This is a genomic window from Parabacteroides sp. B2-S-102 (genome assembly GCF_023656665.1).
GTDB lineage: Bacteria > Bacteroidota > Bacteroidia > Bacteroidales > Tannerellaceae > Parabacteroides > Parabacteroides distasonis.
Window position 1 is genome coordinate 308,788 of the sequence record NZ_JAMOKM010000004.1, and the last position, 23,311, is coordinate 332,098.

At 42.1% G+C, this 23,311-nt stretch carries 13 protein-coding genes; 3 read left to right on the plus strand and 10 right to left on the minus strand.

What is annotated here, in order from left to right; genetic code table 11:
- Nucleotides 1-52: 52 nt before the first annotated feature.
- A complete protein-coding gene (locus NBH07_RS08175) occupies nt 53-1,258 on the minus strand; it encodes an alkaline phosphatase family protein (protein ID WP_009018003.1) in 1,206 nt (401 codons plus the stop codon).
- 81 nt (nt 1,259-1,339) lie between these two features.
- Nucleotides 1,340-4,693: a TonB-dependent receptor gene (locus tag NBH07_RS08180; RefSeq protein WP_005854114.1), complete on the minus strand. Its 3,354-nt coding sequence runs from the start codon at nt 4,691-4,693 to the stop codon at nt 1,340-1,342.
- 436 nt (nt 4,694-5,129) lie between these two features.
- Here NBH07_RS08180 and NBH07_RS08185 point away from each other — a divergent pair, with 436 nt between their 5' ends.
- Entirely contained in the window at nt 5,130-8,420 is a 3,291-nt protein-coding gene (locus NBH07_RS08185; RefSeq protein WP_156682530.1) for a TonB-dependent receptor, read from the plus strand.
- Between the two features lie 60 nt (nt 8,421-8,480).
- Here the strand turns inward: NBH07_RS08185 and NBH07_RS08190 are convergent, their stop codons facing one another.
- The gene (locus tag NBH07_RS08190) at nt 8,481-10,484 is read right to left on the minus strand and encodes a tetratricopeptide repeat protein (protein ID WP_156682531.1); all 2,004 of its coding nucleotides are present in this window, start codon (nt 10,482-10,484) and stop codon (nt 8,481-8,483) included.
- A gap of 135 nt (nt 10,485-10,619) precedes the next feature.
- Here NBH07_RS08190 and NBH07_RS08195 point away from each other — a divergent pair, with 135 nt between their 5' ends.
- Complete coding sequence (locus NBH07_RS08195; RefSeq protein WP_156682532.1) at nt 10,620-11,570, plus strand: SPFH domain-containing protein; 951 nt, start codon at nt 10,620-10,622, stop codon at nt 11,568-11,570.
- Between the two features lie 28 nt (nt 11,571-11,598).
- Nucleotides 11,599-11,799, plus strand: a complete 201-nt coding sequence (locus tag NBH07_RS08200) for a type II toxin-antitoxin system antitoxin (protein ID WP_005854106.1) — start codon at nt 11,599-11,601, stop codon at nt 11,797-11,799.
- Nucleotides 11,800-11,831: 32 nt separating this feature from the next.
- Here the strand turns inward: NBH07_RS08200 and NBH07_RS08205 are convergent, their stop codons facing one another.
- From NBH07_RS08205 to NBH07_RS08235, 7 genes are all read right to left on the minus strand, one after another.
- A complete protein-coding gene (locus NBH07_RS08205; protein WP_005854104.1) occupies nt 11,832-12,875 on the minus strand; it encodes an HU domain-containing protein in 1,044 nt (347 codons plus the stop codon).
- 188 nt (nt 12,876-13,063) lie between these two features.
- Nucleotides 13,064-14,515, minus strand: a complete 1,452-nt coding sequence (locus NBH07_RS08210) for a sulfatase-like hydrolase/transferase (RefSeq protein WP_005854102.1) — start codon at nt 14,513-14,515, stop codon at nt 13,064-13,066.
- A gap of 38 nt (nt 14,516-14,553) precedes the next feature.
- Nucleotides 14,554-16,113 (minus strand): RagB/SusD family nutrient uptake outer membrane protein, encoded by a 1,560-nt coding sequence (locus NBH07_RS08215; RefSeq protein ID WP_005854100.1) that lies wholly within the window; start codon nt 16,111-16,113, stop codon nt 14,554-14,556.
- A gap of 4 nt (nt 16,114-16,117) precedes the next feature.
- On the minus strand, nt 16,118-19,504 hold the full coding sequence (locus NBH07_RS08220) for a TonB-dependent receptor (RefSeq protein ID WP_156682533.1): 3,387 nt from the start codon (nt 19,502-19,504) through the stop codon (nt 16,118-16,120).
- Nucleotides 19,505-19,654: 150 nt separating this feature from the next.
- A complete protein-coding gene (locus NBH07_RS08225; protein WP_005854096.1) occupies nt 19,655-20,734 on the minus strand; it encodes a FecR family protein in 1,080 nt (359 codons plus the stop codon).
- A gap of 467 nt (nt 20,735-21,201) precedes the next feature.
- Nucleotides 21,202-21,795, minus strand: coding sequence for an RNA polymerase sigma factor (locus NBH07_RS08230; RefSeq protein WP_049762389.1), 594 nt, complete (start codon nt 21,793-21,795; stop codon nt 21,202-21,204).
- Between the two features lie 149 nt (nt 21,796-21,944).
- On the minus strand, nt 21,945-23,303 hold the full coding sequence (locus NBH07_RS08235) for a sulfatase family protein (RefSeq protein ID WP_009017995.1): 1,359 nt from the start codon (nt 23,301-23,303) through the stop codon (nt 21,945-21,947).
- Nucleotides 23,304-23,311 lie beyond the last annotated feature (8 nt).

Sequence of the window (23,311 nt, forward strand, 5' to 3'; positions counted from 1 at the left end):
ACTGCAAGGCCCGTGCAGTAAATCTCCATTTAGAAAGTAGCGCGAAGTCCTATCATTTAAATAACCGCTGAACGACAGCGCTATCTCCATCATTCGGGGCGGGCTGTATATTCAATAAGCGTGCGATCATCAAATAGAGGTTCACGTTCGCCATTTGCGGAACCTCTACGTGTTTCTTGAACGAGGGACCTGCCGCATAGAATATAGCCTCCATCTCCGGTGTAAAATTATCGTAACCATGTGTCGCCGCATAACGGGGAGATGATTTCTCGCGGAATTGCACATACGTTCCAATATGTGGAGAAACAACCAGATCACTAACTCGAGGATTCTTTCCGTAAACCAATTTCTCAGGGATCTCGTTTTTCTTCCATACGGTTATATTCGGCACTTTCTGTAAAATCGCATAGGCAGTATCCACATAGGTTTTCTTCGGATATAATAATGTAGGAACGCCATCAAAGACATAATCGAAACTATCCCGGGGTAGATAATCATTCAAGTTCACATATCTCTCGGGATAATAGGTGGCCATTCCATGATCCGAGAGAACGATAAAATCGATCTTATCGAAAATATCCAGCTTACGGGCTTCCGTGAAGAAATGATTCAAGACTTTATCCAAGTTCTCTACCACATCCAAGGTTGCCGAGGAATCCGGGGTAGCGGAATGACCTATCGCATCCGGCTCTTCCATATACCACATAATCAAATGAGGACGTATATCTTCCGGCAACTTCAGCCAAGAGATCACGGAATCAGCACGATCTGAAAAAGAAACCGATTTATCAAACGGCTTCCATATTGAAGGCTGGCCACTCGCCAAAGGCACCTCGCTACCAACCCAATAGAAGGAAGCGGTACGAACCCCTTGGCGTTCCGCCGTATTCCAAATAGGTTCTCCACCATAAAATCGCGGATCCAGGTTTCCCATCCGGTATGAACTATCAAGCTCCGCGTCATAAAAGAAATTATTTACCAAACCATGGTGATCCGGATGCAATCCGGTAGCCATGCTATAATGATTCGGGAAAGTCACGCTGGGATAACATGGGCGAAACGTGGAGCGAACCCCTACATTCGCCAAAGAATCCAACGTCGGAGTATGAGCACGTGAGGGATAATCAGAGCGGAAACCGTCCATTGATAAAACTACGACATAACGATCCGATCGTTTTTTCGTTTGGCAACCGGTAAAAGCCAATGAACAAATACAAAAGAAACTAACGAGTAAGAACTCAATACGATTATTCCACATATCATTAAATTAAAAAAGAGGTCCACAAAGATAGTGAACCTCTTCTAATTATTAAATTTTATCTAATGAAAGATTTTTCTTTTAGAAGATATACTTGATACCGAATTGCATCTGCCAACGAGACACATCGTTCAAATTATCCTTGAAGGTCTCATCCAAATCTTTCGCCATCGTATACTTCAACGTATAGTTGTTCGCCGCACTCGGGCCTTGTCCTTTCGGGATCGTCAAGAACTGATATTGCTGATTACCCAAAACGGTTGTTTGTACCACACCCCAGTTACGATTCAACAAATTCAAGAAGTTGGCGATATTGAAACTAAAGCGCAAGGTATGTGAGCGACCATTCTTCTGGTAAATCTTTATATCATGAGAAACGCTCAAATCCAATTGATTCGCAAATGGAGCGACAGCACCGTTACGTTCGGCATACTCACCTCTATGTTTGCTCAAATAAGGATCTTGCTCGATAAAGGCATTCATCGCTTTCCATGCATCTTCTTGGCTATCGAAATCGCCCGGTAACAAATGATCTTTTACCTCGTCAAAATTCGCAGGGATATACATCAAGTCATTGGAGAACTGAGAATCGCCATTCGCGTCACCATTATAACAATAAGAATAACGGAACGGACGATAACGCTGATAGATCAAACCAAAACTTGTTGCCGCATATTTACTCCAGTTAGCCGTATAAGAAGCGGACAATAACAAACGACCATCAAAAGAACCTGCCGTATAACCTACTTCTTCCGCATTTCCATCCAAGGCCGCACGGTACTTCCAAGCGGAAGTCGCCACAGACGATGTTCCGTCTGTTACACCTCTAGACTGCCCGAAAGAGTAAGATCCATTCAAATACAATCCCTTCAGGATTCCATCAACAAAGTTTTTCTGCAACTGGAAGGTCGTATAAAGCGAATGTCCTTTGCTGGTATTACGCAGCATCACGACATGATTCGCGGCCTTTTGATTTCCTTCCCTATCGCTATAATAGCCATTATAATATGGACGTGCGTTACCCGCTCCACCGTCATTTACAAATTGCTCGGTCCGATACAATCCGATATTGTCATGATAAATAGCGTTAATGTCTTTTGAGTACAGCAACTCTATGGTAGCTACCCAGCCATCACCAAACTTATAATCGGCAGCGATATTACTTTTCCATAAGCTCGGATATTTAAAGTCCGGATCCGTAATCGCTATATCCGAACGGGTAGCGCTACCTTCAGCCGGTTTATAAGTATCCATATTTCCGGTAAAACCTAGCGAAGGTCTGCCATCGCTAATGATATTGTCATTCTTGTCCTTTACCGCCCGGACATTCAAGTCACCAAACAAAACGCCATTGTTGCCGGCTTGATTACTGATCCATACATAAGGAGGAGTACCCGTGAAGAGTCCCGTACCACCACGGATCTGCAAACTTCCATTCTCATCGTCAAACGGTTTGTAGTTAAAACCGAATCGAGGAGAGAACTGAGGTTTGGCGTTCGGATATTTAGAAACATCGATCTTGATGCCATCCCGATAGGTCTCGGCGGCGACTTTATCATTCGACTGCAAATCAGTCATAAAGAACGGAACATCAATACGTAAACCTAACGTCAAGTTCAATTTATCACTTACCGTCCACTTATCTTGGGCATACAAACCTAACTGGAATACATTTATCTCGGCGAATGGAAAATCATCCGTCATCGAATATCTTTGCGCATAGTACTGGTACCCCGTAGAAGAAGAATTCGTAATACCTGTCACATTGGAACCAAATCCAAAATCTTTCGGATTAAACTCACGGATATCAAATCCTTGTACACTTCCGTTATGAGCGGCCATGTATTGTTTTGTAGCCAATACGTTGAACTTAAAATCATCGACAGAGTTAAATACCCAAGAACCCGGATAGTTTTGAGCGAAACCATTCTTAAAGGCGCGATAGTCACTTTGCGTTCCAACCGTAATCTGATGTTTGCCAAAATTCATCAAGAAGTTATCCTGTATCTGCCAGATATCACTGTTCAACTGGTTATTATAGGAGTTTGCCTCGGTTCCGAAAGTCGTATAAGCATTGTTATCACCATCCAAGATATCCACTTGCGGGAAGTAACCACCATCCATATCGCGATAATCACGCAAACGGGAATAACCGATCTTCAAATAATTAGACATACGGTCATTAATGGTCGTATTCAAGTCGGCCATCCAAATATTGAAGTTATTATTCGTCCGGTAGAAAGAAGAAGAGAACGGAATAGCGAACGCATTCGGTCCACGTCCGTTATTCGGCGCACCGGAAGTAGAAGGGTTATTCGTATTAAACGATTTCAAATAATAATATTTTAAGCTCAACACATTATTTGAGTTGATATTCCAGTCTAAACGAGCCGTGATTCGATCCGCTTGAGTATTTGTCTTATTCACGTCGAATTTACCCGGATTATACCCAAGCTCATCACCTAAGAAATCAGATAAACCCTGCAAGACTGTCGCATCCGCCGCAGAATTAGCGGTCGTATAAGAAATCGGTTCCTCCTGACGATCCATCTCACCATTGATGAAGAAGAATAACTTATTCTTAATGATCGGACCGGATAAACTGATACCGTATTGGTGATTAGAGAACTCTGAAACACCAATCGTCTCATCCTTCACACGATATCCCATCATAGACGGACTCTTCGTGTACATATATACAGAAGCATGAAACTCATTCGAACCGGATTTCGTTACGGAGTTAATACCCGCACCCGTGAATCCTCCATTTCGAACATCAAAAGGAGCGATCATCACCTGTACCTGCTCGAGCGCCTCCAAAGAAATCGGTTCCGTACCGGAAGCTCCAAGAGCAGAAGCCAGACCAAACGAGTTATTAAAGGAGGCACCGTCCACCGTTACATTATTAAAACGGTAAGAGACACCGCCAAAATTCTTACCGCTACTCATCGGGGTTAATTTCACGAAATCATCCAAAGAACGGTTAATCGTAGGCAGCTTATCCATCTTCTCACGAGTGATGATTTCCTGCGCACCTGTACGGCTTCCTGAAATAATGGGGTTCTTATCCGCAACCACGACTACCTCGTCGAGAGCTTGGGTATCTTCCCGCATTACTACATTCAGTTTCAGATCCTCACCCAAAACCAAGTTTATTCCTGTCCGGCTCTCCGTATTGTATCCAATATAAGAGAACTCTACCACATAAGGGCCTCCGATACGAAGGTTGTTAAAAGAATAAGAACCATTCGGCTGGGTAATCGTGTAGTATTCGGTACCCGTTGGCGTATGCGTAGCCTTGATATTCACTCCGATCATCGCTTCCGATGATGTATCCGTGACTTTACCACTCATACTCGCCGTCGTCACCTGAGCATGTATGGATATTCCCACGCACAACAAAAGTAACGTTAAAAGTAGATAAGTTTTCCTCATACAAGAAGTATTTATATTTAAAATAATTATAACATTTTTGTATATCGCCGCAAAGATAGGGATTAGATATCTCTTTTTGTCACAAACTATATATAATATTCATAGCATTAACATTCCTCACACAGATCTCCAGATTATTATTTTCAACCAATCACATCCATAATCCAACAATATGCAGGAAAAGCGTCTATAATTCTTTTAAATCACCGCCCAACAGGGAATGTTAGTTAAGAATCATCAAATTAAAAATTTCATAAAGAACCCTCTTGTTTTGCCAATACAAGCCATCCATCTCCGAATAAGGACATTACTCAATTCCGCCCCGTCACAGCAACTTCATGAATATGAAACAAGTATTAAATAAGAAACATACAATGATATTAAAAAATAACCCATAACTTTGCGAAAGTTTTTATTACATTAACTATTTTAAATTATGAGCAGACATTTACAGACGCTATTCCTTTTAGCTGTACTGAGTTTCTTGTTTGTCATCCCGACACAAGCACAGGTAACAACAGCCAGTATGAGTGGAACAGTTATGTTTCAAGATGAACCCGTTATTGGTGCGACCGTTTTGGCGGTTCACGAACCTTCTGGGACAAATTATGGTACGATCACAAACGTTGACGGACGCTTTTCCTTACAAGGTATGCGTACAGGAGGTCCATACAAAGTTACGATCTCTTACGTTGGTTATCAATCTGCCGTTTATTCCGGCATTACCCTGCAATTGGGAGAGAACTACAACTTGAATGTTAAGTTGAAAGAATCTTCTGAGACCTTGGACGAGATCGTAATCACAGCGGCGAAAACGAAGTTCAATACGGAAAAGACGGGTGCGACAACCAATATCTCCTCGTCACAGATCACCTCTTTACCCACCATTAACCGTAGTATCTCCGATATCGCACGCCTTTCTCCTTATGCCTCCGACATGAGTTTTGCCGGTGGCGATGGCCGTTCCACGAACTTTACGGTAGATGGAGCGAACTTTAATAACAACTTCGGCCTTTCGGATAATCTTCCCGGAGGCGGTAACCCGATCTCTATGGACGCTATCGAGGAAGTACAAGTGGTAATCGCCCCGTTCGATGTCCGCCAGACAAACTTCATTGGTGGCGGTATCAACGCTATCACCAAATCCGGTACAAACACATTCAAAGGTTCCGCTTACACTTACTTCCAGAACCAGAATATGCGAGGAAACTCAATCGATGGAGAAGACTTGGGCGCACGTGCTAAGGAATCCAAAACGATTTACGGAGCTACGTTCGGCGGTCCGATCATCAAGAATAAATTATTCTTCTTCGCCAATGTAGAGGTGGAAAAACAACCGCAACAAGTGATCAAATGGAGAGCTCGTACCGAAGGAGAGCAACCGGACGAGAATAACTACATATCTCGCACTACACTCTCCGACATGCAAAAGGTATCCGATTTCTTAAGAGATAAATATGGTTATGATACAGGATCAGCCACGAACTTCCCCGCAGACGAAAAGAATTTGAAATTGTTAGGTCGTATCGACTGGAATATCACGAATGGCCATAAATTGAGCGTACGGTACAACTATACAAAGAATACCGCATGGAACGCTCCCAACGCTAACTCTATGGATGGTGGTTCCGGCTCTCGTCTGTATAATACAAGCCGTGTAGGTTACCAATCCATGTCTTTTGCCAACAGCATGTATTCCCAAGACAATAAAGTGTCTTCCGTATCCGCTGATTTGAACAGTCGCTTCTCTGATAAGATTTCCAATCAGTTACTTTTCACTTATACGGATATCGAGGATATGCGCGGAACCAACTCTTCCCCTTTTCCCTTCATTGATATCTTGGCAGGTAAAGATGCGGAAGGTAACCAAATCATGGAGCCTTATATGAGTGCCGGATATGAATTATTTACTTACAACAACGGCGTGAAGAACAAGATCACAAGTGTTATCGATAACTTCACTTACTTTGCCGGCGACCATAAGATCACAGCTGGTATCAGTTTCGAGCACCAACTTGCTAGCAATGCTTATATGCGCAACGGTACGGGATATTATCGTTACAGCAGCTTAGATGATTTCTTGAACGGTGCCGCTCCTGAAACGTTCGCATGGACATACGGTTACAACGGTGTTTCCGACCCGAAAGCTCAGGTTACTTTTAACCAGATCGGATTCTACGCACAGGATGAGTGGAACATTCGTCCGAACGTGAAGTTAACTTATGGCATACGTTTCGATGATTTAATTTTCGACAATAGTGATCTTCAAAGAAACGACGCAATCTACGATCTTGATTTCGGAGGCAAACATATCGACACCGGCAAATGGCCTAAGTCTAGAATGCAAATATCCCCTCGTGTAGGTTTCGTTTGGGATGTGTTCAAGGATAATTCCTTAAAAGTACGTGGTGGTACAGGTATATTTACCGGACGTTTACCCTTGGTATTCTTTACGAATATGCCGACAAACTCGAATATGGTACAAAATGCCGTAGTATTCGGTACAAAATATGAGAATGGAATTGCGGTAAGTCATGATTCCCGTCTGGATCAATTGGCTGGCGGCATGATTACGAATGTAGACGATGCGATCAAGAAATTCGGCCTTCCTACCACGATAGAGAATCCGGTTGCCGGTTCTAAGATCTCTGGCGTAAAGGACAACTTCAAGATGCCACAAATATGGAAAACCTCCTTGGCTGTAGATTATCAGCTCCCTACTTCCTTCCCATTATCCGTAACCGGCGAGTTCATCTATAACAAGAACATCAATGCCGTAACCCTTGAGAATATCAACATCAAGGACCCGTCAAATTGGGAACATTTTAACGGAGCGGATAACCGTTTGATTTATCCATCTGATTATACGTATGTATCCGGTAAGAATGCGGTTGTATTAACTAACACATCCAAAGGACATGGTTATACCGCCAATGTTACGGTTAACGCTCAACCCGTAGAGGATTTGAACATGATGTTGGCTTATACGCACACGGAATCCAAAGAAATTTCCGGTCTTCCGGGTAGCGACCCTGTATCTACATGGCAGGGAATGTTAACGATAGACGGACCAAATTTCGCAACCGTACAACGTTCACGGTATGTAGTGCCCGACAAGGTAATCGCAGCGATCAATTATAATCTACCCTTCCGCCATAAAGGTCTGCTCAGAAAAACAAGCTTAAATCTGTTCTATTCCGGTTATTCCGCTTCCGGATATAGCTTCGCTTATACGAATGATATGAATGGCGACGGTATCAATAATGATATGATGTATATCCCGAAAGATGACAGTGAAATCAAATTCAAGAATGAAGCAGATAGAACCGCTTTCTGGAACTTCGTAGACCAAGATTCTTATTTAAAGAATCACAAGGGAGAATACGCTGAGGCTTATGCCGCACGTGCACCTTGGGTACATCGTTTCGACCTTCGTATCACGGAAGATTTCTCATTCAAGGCAGGTAAAACCGAACATCATTTCCAATTGAGCCTTGATTTCATGAATATCGGTAATATGATCAACTCGAAATGGGGTGTAATGAAGAACGCATCTTCTTCCAACGGTTGCCGTATCTTGAAACATGAAGGCATGGATGATAACAAGACTCCAATTTTCTCCATGTATAAGATCAATGGTGAATATCCGACTGAGACTTATTCTTATAACCGTATCTATACTGAATGCTGGAAAATGCAGGTTGGTATCCGTTACATCTTTAATTAATCAAGAGATATAACTCCATAAAAAAGGCGGGAAATAAATTTTCTCGCCTTTTCTATTTCATCATATATCCTCTCCCCCTCGCAAGGCATCCGCAATATCTTGATGCTGCTGGGCTAATTCGTCCTCTCCTATCGCCCGGAACCCTTCCGCTAGATATTCGTGGGAAGCCGCATGTTTAGGTTTGATGCTTATCGCCTGCTGGAAATCCAGAATAGCTTCATCGTAATATTTGAGTTTCAATAGGCATTTTCCACGGTTATAGCGAGCCTTAAAAGACTTCGGGCTTAATTTTACCGCCTTGTTTAAACAAACCTGAGCGTCATAGTCCTCACCTATATCCAATAAAGTAACCCCTTTGCGTACCCAAGCTTCCACATAATTCGGATTCAAATTCAAGGCCTTATCAAAACAACGGATAGCGGCATTCGCGTCATGGGCCTTCGTTATGCACTCGTTGCCCATCAAGTAATATTCATGCGCATACTCTTTCTGGGTCTCACGAAGCGAATGCAACTCTTCCCGCAAAGCCTTAATCTGTGCCTTTTGACTATTCAACGCTTGCAATTTCAAACGAAGCAGCCGTTGTACCATCGGATTATCCAATTCATTCCGTTTAGATACAGCGGCGGCAAAAGCCTCGACCGCCTCTTGCATATTACCTAGCCGAAATCCCTGAGCCGCCCGACCATATTGTAGTTCCGCCTCACTTTCCTTGAGGCTTTTCTCTATTAACGCTTGGTTGTTGAATATTTGGCTGAATTCCACGATCTCTTTCCGGATAAAGATATCCCGGGAAGAGATCGTGCTTTTTAGCACCAATCCCTCCAATGAGGTACAACGGCTCAACGCCACATAGGTTTGTCCCCCGGCGAATACACCCCCGGTCAAATCAACTACCACCCGGCTAAAAGTCAAGCCTTGACTCTTATGCACCGTGATCGCCCAAGCCAAACGAATCGGCAATTGTTCGAACGTACCGACAATCTCCTCCTCGATCCGTCTCTCTTTCTCGTTATATTTGTATTTATAATTTCGCCATGAGGTAGGTTCCACCAAATGTTCCACACCGCTCTCCAGCAAGACATAAACATTTCCATTCTCATCGATACCCGATACCATACCAATCGTTCCGTTTACCCAACGACGCTCATAATCATTATCGATAAAAATAACCTGCGCCTGTTCCTTGATGGATAAATTCAGCTGGGTAGGTAATGAGGATTCCGGAAAATCCCCCTCGATCTTTCCCACGGAGACATATTCTTCTCCGGGAAGTTCGGCCAACTTCTTCTCATTGATAAAATCAACCTGATCCCGGCGAGTGGCCAGCGTAATATACATATCCTCATTTTGCGGTTCGAAAGACGGAAAATAACGACCGTTCAACGTATCCAACTCCTGTTTTCTAGCGGCATTATTACGAATCCGATCCAATACATTGATAAAAACAGGATCGGTCTGGCGATACACCTTTTGCAACTCGATCGGTACTAAATTGATATCCTTGAACACACGAGCCGAGAAAAAGAAAGGGCTCGCATAGAACAAACTTAAGATCTCTTTTTGATCCGACGGAACAACCGGCTCCAACTGGAAGACATCTCCTACAAACAATAACTGCTTTCCACCGAAAGGTAATCGCATATTGCCGGAGTAAACTCTCAAGATACGATCTACACAATCAATAATATCCGCCCTCACCATCGATATCTCATCAATGATAATCAAATCGACCTCCGCTATAATCTTCCGTTTCTCCTTCGGATACTTGAAAAACTCAAAGATACGACCATGCGACAAACTTAAATCCGGATCATCCGGCAACATCGGCCGGAAAGGAAGCTTGAAAAAAGAATGCAAGGTAACGCCACCTGCATTTATGGCTGCGATTCCGGTAGGAGCCAGCACCACATACTTTTTCCTCGTATGATTACAGATATACTTCAAAAAGGTAGACTTGCCTGTCCCGGCTTTCCCTGTAAGGAAAACGGACTGGCGAGTGTGAGTGATCAGTTGCAAGGCATCCTGAAACTCCTTATTGTTCGTGTCTAACTGAAAGTCCAAGCATGTAATTTTTAGATGAGACAAAGCTATGAAAATATTTACAGATCACTCTAATAATATCCCTCAAAAGATTTGGCAGTCTCCATAAAAATCACTTATTTTGTAATATCAAATTAATATCAAATATAAATCATCATGAAAGCAACTGAAAAGACATTCAACGGACTGAGAATCTCTGGGTTTCTTGCCCTTTTTCTCATACTGGCTCTATCGGGTCTTAGCTGCTATTTAATCGCAGGCATAAATGAGACTTGGAGCGTAATCACCGGCATCGTCGGACTCTGCCTGTTAGCGGTTTGTTTATTGGGACTCATGGAAATCGAGCCCAATAATGCCCGAGTAATGCTCTTTTTCGGAAAATATAAAGGGACAATTACTGATAATGGATTTTTCTGGGTCAACCCGCTTTACAGCAAAAAGAAAATCACGTTACGTGCCCGTAATTTAGATGTCCCTCCTATCAAGGTAAACGATAAGGTCGGCAATCCGGTTATGATCGGGGCCGTGATGGTATGGAAAGTCAAGGATACTTATAGAGCGATGTTCGACATCGATTCTTCGTCTATTAGTATCTCTTCGAATAAATCATTCATATCAATGGGAGAATCCTCTGAATTATCCCAACGAATGCAGAATTATGAGAATTTCGTGCAGATACAAAGTGATGCCGCCATCCGTAAGATCGCTGGCATGTATGCCTATGATTATAACGAGAGCAAAGATCCCGTGACCTTACGGTCCGATGACGGGGAGGTCGCTCAAAAGCTGGAGGAGGAATTAAACAGCCGTCTGGCGATAGCAGGTATTGAGGTATTGGAAGCCCGTATCAATTACTTAGCGTATGCTTCCGAGATCGCCGGAGTCATGTTACGCCGCCAGCAAGCGGAAGCAATTATCGCCGCCAGAGAACGGATCGTGGAAGGAGCGGTTAGCATGGTTCAACTCGCCTTGAACAAACTGGATAAAGACAATGTTGTGGAACTGGATGAGGAACGAAAGGCCGCAATGGTCAGTAATCTGTTGGTTGTCCTTTGTGCTGACGAGGCAGCGCAACCTGTCGTAAATACCGGGACTCTACATCATTAATGTAAGAATTTAATATTAATACTAGTATATGGCCAAAAAAGATAATACTGTCAAAAGCTTCATCCTGCGGGTGGACGCTGATATGATGGAAGCTATCGAAGCTTGGGCTGCGGACGAATTTCGCAGCACCAATGGCCAAATCCAGTACATTCTGGACCAAGCCTTACGAAAGGCAGGACGGTTGAAGAAGAAAAGACTGCCCCGGCCACAAAACGACGACAAGTCATAAAAAAAGCCTGATCTTTCGATCAGGCTTTTTTATTAACGGCTAATGAACAGCCAAGCATCTTTATACTTTTCTATTTTTCGAAGTGTCGCCATGTAGCTCTCGGCATCCGCCCGGTTATTAAACTTATCCGCATAAATACGATATTTACCATCACGAACCACCTTGCTTACATTTTTACATTGCGCACGGTCTACACCGGATATATACTCATTCGCCTGCTCCTCTGTCGGGAAACTCGCTATCACGATATGATACATCTTCTTCGGTGCCACGGATTTCACTTTCGGAGCGGGAGCAACAAGCTCTTTCTTTACCTCAGGAGCAGAAGCCGCTTTGGCAATCTCTGTCTCCTTAGTCGCTTCTATTTTGGGAGTTACCTCCGCTACCATCTCGTCCTCTTGGGATACTTGAATTTCCTCCAGCTGAGAAATCGGTTCCTCAAACCTATAATTTATCATCTCCGTAGGAACAAAACTAGCTGTATAAGCGGACAGGTTTACTTCTTTCACCGGAGTCGAAACCACAAAGAATAATGCGACAGCAGCAGCTGACGCCGCAACAACCCGGATCAACTTACGACTAACCGGGATATAGAACACATCTTTCTTTTTCTTACCCGTAAGTAAGGCAACCTCTTCCCGCTCTTCCTCCAACGATCGCAAAACCGGAAAATGAAACGATGATAAACCATACGAATCCGCATTAAATACCCCAGAATCGCCCGGCGTAAAAATGGTCTGCCCTTCCTCTCCTATAGAGAAAGTCCCGATTCGCCCCAATGTTATCCGCTTGTCTTGTTCCAAAGAAACATTCAAAGCCTCGATATCCTCTTCCAGCATCAATTGAGCTTTCCGGTAATCAACGCCATACGTCTGCATATACGACTCGGAAAGCAAGCCGTCTGTATGCTGTAGCGTTACATTGAACATAACCTCTTTACGCATCGGCCGGAATGAATATTCCTCTTCCTCATACGTCGCCGGCAAGATTTGCAGCACGAAACCACCAAACTTCGGCAAGATCACACAATCATGCGTCAGCAATAAGCGTTCAATATGTGTTATTATCCTTAACATAGAGACAAAGGTAAATATCTTTATAGAAATAACAAAAAAAGAGCACTTTTTTCCTTTGAAATGACCCGGAAAAACATAGTTATGAAATACTCAAAACATAACTATGTCTCAAGAAAATCATAACTATGAATTTTAAACAAGTTATTAGGACTTATTTTCTCATATCATTTGACACGCAAGCAACTTTGTCATCTTTCATCCACGTCTTCCGCAAACCAATCTCCACCTTCAGCTACAACTTCCTGCTTAAGTTTCAACATCTTTGATTTCAGTCTCGCTACAATTTCAGGATGTTTATCTGCCACATCTATTCGTTCCTCACGATCATCTCTCAAATTATATAACTCAAAATATTTTGGAAACACCTTCTTGGCGAACTCCATATGTTCTTTTGTCAAATACCAAGGCTTCACTTTACCAAGCGCTAATTCATCCAAACTAAAAGCCCATGGTAGAGGCTCATCGTATCCCAGTAGACACCAGTCGCCTTCACGTATCATACAAATAGGATCATGAATATACCGGAAAAAGAACAAAGGGTTTTCTCTTTCCAACGTTTCAGCTTTCCCCAAAAACACCGGAGAAATATCCATACCATCAATAACACGATCTGTAGGAACCGGAGCATCCGCTAAAGACGCTAACGTTGGTAATATATCCGTGAAACAACCGTTAAACTCACTAATCACACCGGTTGGTACATGTTTATTCCATCTAACAATACATGGAACTCGCAATCCTCCCTCATAATTAAAATGTTTCTCTCCCCGAAATGGCAAATTAGAATAATCCCACTGAGAACCATTATCAGAAGCAAATATGACAATCGTATTATCTTCCAGATTCTGTTCTTTTAGATAATTCATTAATTTACCAATCGCTATATCCATATTTTCGATACACCCATAATACTCAGGATTAATAGCATGCCTTTTCTTCAACTCCTCCGGGGCCGCCATTGGAAAATGAGGCTCATTGAACCAAACATTTAAGAAGAAAGGTTCCTGTTTATTCTTGTCTAGCCATTGGAGTGCTTCCGTTACCACAATATCACAGGAATAACCTTCGATCTCACCTTGCGGTTCTCCATTCCGGAAAAAGTTCGTGGGATTATGATGAGACGGGACTGAATTATTCAAGGCATAAAAACTATAATCAAAACCTTGATCATTGGGATAAGGTTGATCCGGACGTCCCGAACTTAAATGCCACTTTCCAAAATGCCCCGTCGCATAATCTGCTTGTTTCAGTACTTCTGCTATAGTAACCTCACTATCTCTCAAATGCATCGGTGAGTTTTGCTCCAGATAATTATAAACCCCTGTACGAGTACAATTCCGACCGGTCATTAGAGCCGCACGAGATGGAGAGCTAACAGCCGCACCACAATAAAAATTCGTAAAGCGAATACCTTGCCGGGCCAATAAGTCCAAATTCGGAGTTTGGGAAGTAGGAAAGCTATCCGACTGCTGCGGAAAATTCTCATTTCGATAACAAGAGACATCATTATATCCCAAATCATCCGCTAATAAAATTATGATATTCGGCTTAGGAACAGCTTCCTCTTTTGCGCCACAACTTACGGTTGACAACATCAATGCGGCACTATTAACCGCAACAAAGATCTCTTTATAATTCATTTTATATAATCTAAATTCTAATAAATATATTCTCTAAATCACCAACCCGGATTTTGCTCTAAATTTGGATTCAAAGAGCGCTCACTATCAGGAATAGGTAATAAATCATAGTATTCCAAATAGCCGTTCGGGAATTTTGTCTCAATCACGCTTCCTTCATGATCCTTTATAATCATCGGATAAAGCTCCTTTCCTATTTTCCAACGCTTCACATCCGACCAATAACGACCTTCCAACGCCAATTCTATTCTTCTTTCATGCCTTAGTTTCTCACGGGCCTCATCCCGAGATAAGGACAAAGGCAATGGGGAAATTTTCACGTCATCTCGTTCCGTACGGATCCGGTTTAATATAGCGATCGCCTCCGAAACATTTCCACCAGATTCAATAATCGCTTCCGCTTTCGACAATAGCACATCCGCATATCGCAAGATAATATCGTTGATATAAGACTGGCCGGCGGGAGGTAAATCCGCCTCGTTCTGAATCCGGTACTTACGAGTACTCAAATGTTTCAATCGATTACCCGCATGATTAAAAGCTCCCCCCGGATACAAATAACTAGGGAAACGATGTCCTAAAATATAAGAGCCCGGAAGCACAACCGTGAACGCTAAACGAGGATCACGGTTCTCATAAGGATTTTCCGGATCAATAGGGCTCCCATCCACGGTCTCATAAGCCGCCACCAAATCATCTGTAGGAACATAGCGACTACCACGTGTCCAACTACCGGTTCCCGTTCCGCAGTATTGATCCAGAAAAGTACCCTGTGAATTTTCACCCTCTATATATTGGATATCAAATAGAACCTCCTTATTTCCTTCATTAGCCGGATCGAACAATGTCGCATAACTATGAAACAAGCCATATTTCTTCAGAGCATCAATCTGATCTACACATTCCAAAACCGCCTTATACTTACCTTGATATAAATACGCACGCATTTTCATACCCAAGGCAGCGCCTTTCGTAGCACGTCCTTTCTCCGGAGCATCCGCACCTAAATTAGCGATGGCGACATCATAATCATCCAACGCCTGTTGCCATGTATCTTCTCGACTGGAACGCTTTAGGTTACGAGCCTCCGATGTTGAGATTTCTGAAAGTACGACAGGAACACCCCCATAAGTTTCCGCAAGTACCGAATAAGCCAATCCCCTCAAGAAATGAGCCTCGCCAACATACAACTTTTTCGCCTCCCCCGCTAATTCTATTTTTTCTAAACAAGCCAATAAATAATTAGCCCTAGAGATCATTTCATAACATCTTTTCCAACGAAAAGTAACGACACCGCCATCACTAGAGCTCAAACGTCCGGCTCCCAATTTATTGAAAACCTCGACAGTTCCCCAATTATATGCATTGGGAGTCGCACAATCTGTCATTCCAAACCCAAACAAACCTTGATCTATGACAGCGGTCTCCCTTAGACAAGCATACGTTCCATCTAACAGTAACTTAATATCCGATTCTTTTTCCGGAAAGTTAGCGGCCGTGATTTTATCCTCCGGATACAAATCCAGATAATTCTCCATACAACCACCAAAAGAGATCAATAACAAAAACGACAAACAATATATTATTAAACGTTTCATAGCTTTAGAAATTAAGATTTAAACCAAATGTGAATATTCTCGGTGTCGGATACGGAGAACCTCCCGCATCAAACGTATTTCTTTCCGGATCGTATCCCTCATAGCCTTTTTTCCACATAACCGTAAATAAATTCTGAGCATTAGCGTATACATAAAGCCGTTGCATTTTCAACTTTGAAGTAATCCTTTCCGGAAATGCATAACCCAATTGTAAGTTCTTCAATTTCAAGAAGTCAATCCGATGTACCCAAAATGAGGAGTCGTATCGATCCCAAGTAGAGTCATATCGAAGCATAGGGATACTAGAACCTGAATTCTCTGGTGTCCATGCGTCTCTCCAAAAGCCCGCGATTCGCATATACTCATATCCTAAGCGAGTCATTTCATTTTGAGTAAAGACATTCGCCTTTCCTAAACCCTGAAACAAGAGGCTCAGATCAAATCCCTTATAACGCAACCCTGCAGAAATACCATAAGTGATCTTCGGAATCGTATTTCCTAATACTTGCTTATCTTGATAGTCCAATTTTCCATCATTATTTACATCCTCATACTTCAAATTACCCATGGCAGGCTTATAGCCATTATTATGCATATGCTCTACCGCTTCTTCATCCGATTGGTAAATGCCAATCGCTTTATAACCATACAACGCTTTGTAAGGATATCCCTCACGGATCAAATACAGTTGATCCGGAGAATTACCACCTTGGAACTTTGTTACTTCATTATTTATGTAAGTAAAATTAAATCCTACATTAAATCCCAATCGATCCCTACTGGCTTCCAAATTATCATAATTCGCAACCAATTCAAAACCGTTATTTTTCATCTCCCCAACATTCTCGAAAGGCGCTGTCTTATCACCTAAGATATTGGAGATTGGTAATTGAACAATAATATCGGTAGTCTTTTTATTGAAATAGTCCGCTTCTATATTCAACTTATTACCTAAGAAGCCCAAATCCACGCCAATATCCAAGGAAGAGGTAGTTTCCCAAGTAATATCCTCATCAACCAAGGCTGTTACAGCCGCACCCGGAGCCAAGGAACCTCCATAATTATAACTTAAATTATAATTCTGATTGATAACAGTTAAATAAGGCCAATACCCCTCGATCATCTGGTTACCCAATTGTCCCCAAGAAGCTCGCAATTTCATGTTAGAAAAAATATTCACATTCTTAATGAAGCTTTCCTCACTCAACCGCCAACCAGCTGAGAAACCGGGAAAAACACCCCATCGATTACCTCGTTTGAAACGGGAGGAGGCATCCGCACGAAGATTCATCTCGAATAAATATTTATCAGCGAAAGCATAATTTAGACGACCGAAGTAAGAAGCCATACGTAATCCTTGCATATTACCCTTGCCCTGAATGCCATTCGTTCCCGCATCCACTTGGGTTAATCCGTCTTTAGCTGGATCCGTCCTACGTGCATATACGTTCTTAATATTATAATTTTCTAATTGAGCACCCAAGATTCCCGCGACCGAATGTTTTTCCACAAACTTCTTGCTATAGTTCAAGGTCGCATGAAAGTTATTACGCATAGTAGATATTTGCTCTCTACTCATCTCCAAGCCATCCCGGTTATAATTTATAGTCATTGTCTCTATACCGGAATCCGTGTATCCATAAAGGGTCTCATTATATTTATCGACCATTTTCCAATTGCCATTAGAGGCCCAAGTGACTTGCAAATTCAAGTCCTTCGTAAAGTCAACAGTAGCGAACGCATTTAACGACATATAATCCAAAGTCGTTTTGGTAGCGCCATTGGAAGCATCAATTAACGGGTTCCTGTTATCATACAATAAAGTTCCATCCTGCGCAATCGCCTCAACCGAACCAAAACGTCCATCTCTCGTATAAGGAGCGATAAAAGGGGCTGCTCCCGATTGTATAAAGAATACACGCGATAAATCAAACGGTTCTTGAGAATTCCGGCGTATATAATTTAAACGAGCGCCAACTTTCAACCACGAATTAACCTTATATTCCAGATTAGCCCGCATACCGAATCTCTCCGCATCTGTATTCGTAATAATACCCTCTTGCTTCAAATAATTTAAGGACAAAAAAGAAGATAATTTTTCCGAACCACCTCGAATTGATAAATTATGGCCTGTAATTAGAGCATTCCGATAAACGTGTTCGTACCAATCCGTATTCGGGTATTTATAAGGATCCGTGCCATTCTTGAAATCAGAGATCAAGGACTCGGGATATAAAGGACTCTCGCCACCATTAGCCAAGGCTTGGTTTGCCATGGTCATTAACTCCGCACTATTTGTCACCAGATCAAATCTCCGCCCCAACTGTTGTACACCTACATATGAGTTCAATTCCACATGCGTCTTCTCATTATTTTTACCCATCTTCGTCGTTACCAAAACGACTCCATTCGCTGCTTTCGATCCATAGATAGCTGCGCTAGCCGCATCCTTCAACACGGTGATACTCTCAATATCGCTTGGATTGATCTGACTAAAAACGCCTTCTACTCCATCAATAATTACCAACGGATCCGAGTTATTCAGCGTACCCCAACCCCGGATTCTTAACTGAGCGCCATCATCCCCCGGCTTTCCCGAATTTTGACTGATCCATACACCCGACACTTTACCAGAAAGGGCTTGTGAGGCATCCGTTATAGGCCGGTTTGCCAATTCCTCATCAAACTTCACGGAAGAAACAGATCCTGTCAAATTCACTTTCTTCTGAGTACCATAGCCAACAACGACAACCTCATCCAGTTGTTCACTATCCTCTGTCAGTGTAATCGTTAGGCTAGAACGATTATTCAAGGCTATTTCTTCTGTCTTATACCCTATATAAGAAATAGAGACCATCGCATTCGGACTTACCTCATTTAATAAAAAATGTCCGTCCATATCCGTAATCGTACCCGTTCTACTCCCCTTCACCAGTACATTTACACCAATGAGAGGTTCCCCATGAGTATCTTTCACAATACCAGTGACCGTGATTTTTTTAGCTTGCTGAATAGAAAGGGACGAGTTTTCTTTTTTCTCGTTCCTTCGTACGATAATTTGTCGGTTGTTGATAATATATTCAACATCCGTTCCTTTAAATAACCTTTCCAATATAACCTCAACGGACTTATCCCGTACGTCCAAATTTACCCTGCGATGCAAGTTGATATTAGCGCCATGATAAACAAAAACAAACTCACTATTTTTCTCAATGTGGTCAAATACATCCTTTATGGTACAATTATTCATACGGACTGTCACCGTGGTTTGTTCCGTCTGCAAGGTAGCGGCGTACACCGCAGAGCCTCCAGAACTGATCAAGCATAAGGCTAAACAAACACTTTTGAGAAAATGATTCGATTCTCTACAGAAATCATCTTTTTTTTTCATACATTTGTAATGTTTTTTCTTTAATACATAATTAATTGATTAAACGAAGTCTTTGAACCGGTGGATATGACGGTATCTTCCGGTTCTTTTTGTCAATTTTTCTTTTTAACACAAAGTCTTTTCACCAAATAGTTCTTTTACATAGGCAATCTATTTTAATATGATTATATTATTCTCTTTATCCGTCTCTTGTCGCAAGAATAGAGATTGACAAATAATCTCAACAACATCTTCCAAACTTCCTCGCAAATCAAGTTTACCGGAAAGAGGTATTTCCGCGATCTCTTTATCAAACACAATCGTACGCCCATAGTATCGGGCTAATTTATTTAAGACATCCCCAACCTTACGATCGTTCACTTGCATCAGATTATCTTTCCAACAGATATACTCAAACACATCCACTTCCTTAATAGATACCCCTTTATTTCCCAACTCTATCATCTGGTTAGGAGCTAGCACCTCTTTAACATGCTTATCATTCTCTACCTCCACCCGGCCTTCGACTAATACAACGGAAGCCTTCGGCTCATCTCCATAGACGCAAACATTAAATTGGGTACCGAGTACCTTTACATTAAACGCATTTGTCTTTACGATAAAAGGGCGGGAAGAATCTGGGGTAACATCCAAATAGGCTTCTCCCGTAACTAAGATCTCTCGTTTATCTTTAGCAAACACGGCCGGATAAATCACACGGGTATCGGCATTTACATATATCTGGGTACCATCTGAAAATATAATATTTGCCCGCTTGCCCTTCGGTACTATGATTTGATTCAAATTTCCAGTCTTAGTAGCTAATACTTTCTTCTTTATCTGAGAGTCTTTTACACTTGGTTTACCTATATTATCATGCGTAATTGTAGCCCCATTTTTAAGCTGTACCCAGCTTCCATTTTCCACCAGCACAATCTCATCGTCCGGCAAAGAGTCTATGCTCTTTTCTTCCAACAAAGCCAATGGCAAGGAGGATTTATCATCCCCCACCATCCAGAAATAACATCCTATGGCAAGGAGTAACACGACCGCCGCCGCCACAGAAGAAGCTAGATAGCGTATGCGTAAAACAAAGGTTTTACGGGGAGCTTTCAAACGTTCCTCGACCTTCTGCCATGAGGATAAAGCGAACTTGGAATCCAATTGTTCCACTTCTCGGACTTTACGCCATAAATCCTCTCCAGCTTGCCGGAATAAATCTTTTTCAAATATGTCTCGTTTCTTATTCACAGGTTACATTTTTATTCTTATTACGGATCAATTTGATTTTGGTACTCACTTTTGCGGAAAAAAACACAATTTTTCATATTCTTGTGTTTTGAAAAGCACGATCTTCCACACTCGCTATATATCGACACCCGGTATCCTTCCAATATACATAAATCACTAATAATATGATATTTACAGTTTTTCTTAGTATCAAACAAAAGTTTTCCGTACACTAAACCTTAGTTTACCTATAGTAAAACAAAAGTTTCTTCAGTACGAAACTTTTGTTTTCCCTAAGGGAAACAACTCTTAAAGACTCCATTCCCTACTCACAAGCCTAAGTGATAAATTGCTTTCTTGCCATTCACCTTAAAACATGGTAGGTCAAGAGTGATAATTGTAGATATTTTTATATCTACAACCACCATGTAATATACTTATTTATAGGGCATATAAGACATAGTTGTAGATATGGTAGATATTTTCGCTTATGTAAGCATAGGGAATAAAACATAATGGATGCCCCCCATTATTAAAGCGTCCAGGGAAAACCACCTTCTTAACTTACTAAGCGTTCTGGATAATAAATTTTTACTCGATTGATAATTTATACCTAAGATCTCCGCAATCTCATCGTGTCCCAATCCATTTACATAATAAAGATAAATAATCTCTCTCTGGTGGGGGGAAAGTTTTGTCAAAGCCTTCATTAAGAGTTTAACCCGTTCGTCCGCTTCCGTCGTATCCAGTGAGATACGAGAAAATAATTCATCTGTTTGGAAAGTATCCTCATAAAGAGAGATGTCCTCCATCTTCCTGTTTTTCTCGATCGTATCATACAACTTATGCCTTAAAGTCTTGAGTAAGTAACCTTTGACATTTACAGTTGGAGATAAAGTCTCGTGGTTTTGAATCAATTTGATAAAAATATCCTGTACGCAATCTTCCACCAAGCTCTTGTCAGGAAGTAGCTTGATACCATAATTGCGCAATAAGGCGTAAAATCGGCAATACAGCTCACGGAAAGCTCTCATATCTCCCTTCAGACACAGTTCCCAAAGCCCCTCATCGGATATTTTCATATAGATCATGTAGAAATAACTCCCGCAGATTTGACGCAAACATACACAAAACATTCGATTTTCAGATTAGCTAGAAGAGATTTTATAGAAAAACACGTGTATAACGCAAAATACATTATACACGTGTTCATTGAAATAATACGAAAAGGTTACTTATATCGCTTACTTTGCCAAGGGATCATACCCGTCTGGCGGATATGCTCCATCAAGCCATTGAACAAGTTTTTATAGGCAGCGGAAGAACGCTCTGCGATCGGGTTTTGCTCTTTAGGGTCTTCTTTCAGATTGAAGAATTGGATAGGTTCCCAAGGTGTGTTTTGTAAGATCTTATAATCTTTATAGCGAGATGCGTAATAGGCTTTACCACCATATCGGGAATTACCTTCCCTTCGCACCCAATGCACCATTCGATCTCCGGTATCTTGTTCCTCACCCCGTAAAAGAGGCAAGATACTGATACCGTCGATCTCATGCGATACAGGCACGGCTGTCAGATCGCATAAGGTCGGGAACATATCCGAAAGCATGACGAAATTATCACGTACCGCCGGACGGATCTGGTTCTTCCAATAAATACCTCCGGCTACCCGGATCCCTCCCTCATACATATCCTGCTTCGCGCCTCTGAACGGGCCGTTATTCGCACCCGCATCGTCCTGCCCTCCATTATCAGAGGTAAATATAATGATCGTATTCTCCAACTGGCCATTCTGTTCCAAGGCCTCATACACACGTCCGACGTTATAATCCAAATGCTCAATCAAGGCGACAATCTTAGCACGCTTCTCAGGAAGTGACGGTTCACGCTTTTTCACCTTTTCCAGCCATTCCTGAGGAGGTTGTATCGGGGTATGTGGGGCATTATAAGCTAGATACAAGAAGAAAGGCTCTTGCTTTTGCTTCATATCCGACAGGTAACGGATCGCCCAATCAGAGAAAACCTCTGTAGCATGTCCTTGTGGATCGATCTCTTTCAAATTCTCACGCATATAATTATTTCCGAAACGACAATGGGTATAATAATCATCCATCATATCCCCTAAAAATCCCCGGTAGAAATCGAAGCCCCTTTCCGTAGGGGTATTCGGAGACTCCAATCCTAAATTCCATTTTCCAACCATCGCATTATGATAGCCTCTTTTCTTCAACATCTGGGGTAATAATACGGCATCCTCCGACAGATACCCCCAGCTATCCTCTTTATGCGTACGAATAACTCCCGGTACGCCTACCATATCCGGATAACGACCGGTTAATAAGGAAGCTCTACTAGGAGAGGAGACCGGACAGTTCGCATGGAAATTCGTGAAACGAACTCCTTCATTTAATAATTTATCGATATGTGGAGTTTGAATGTCCTTGGCGGCTCCTTGACAGGACAAATCACCATATCCCAAATCATCCACCAAAATCAGCAGGATATTCGGGCTATCCGGCAAAGCCTTTGTTTGTGCGGAAGCTGCGGAAAAAGCCAATCCGCAAGCCGCTGTCAGTATATATTTATTCATCTATCTGT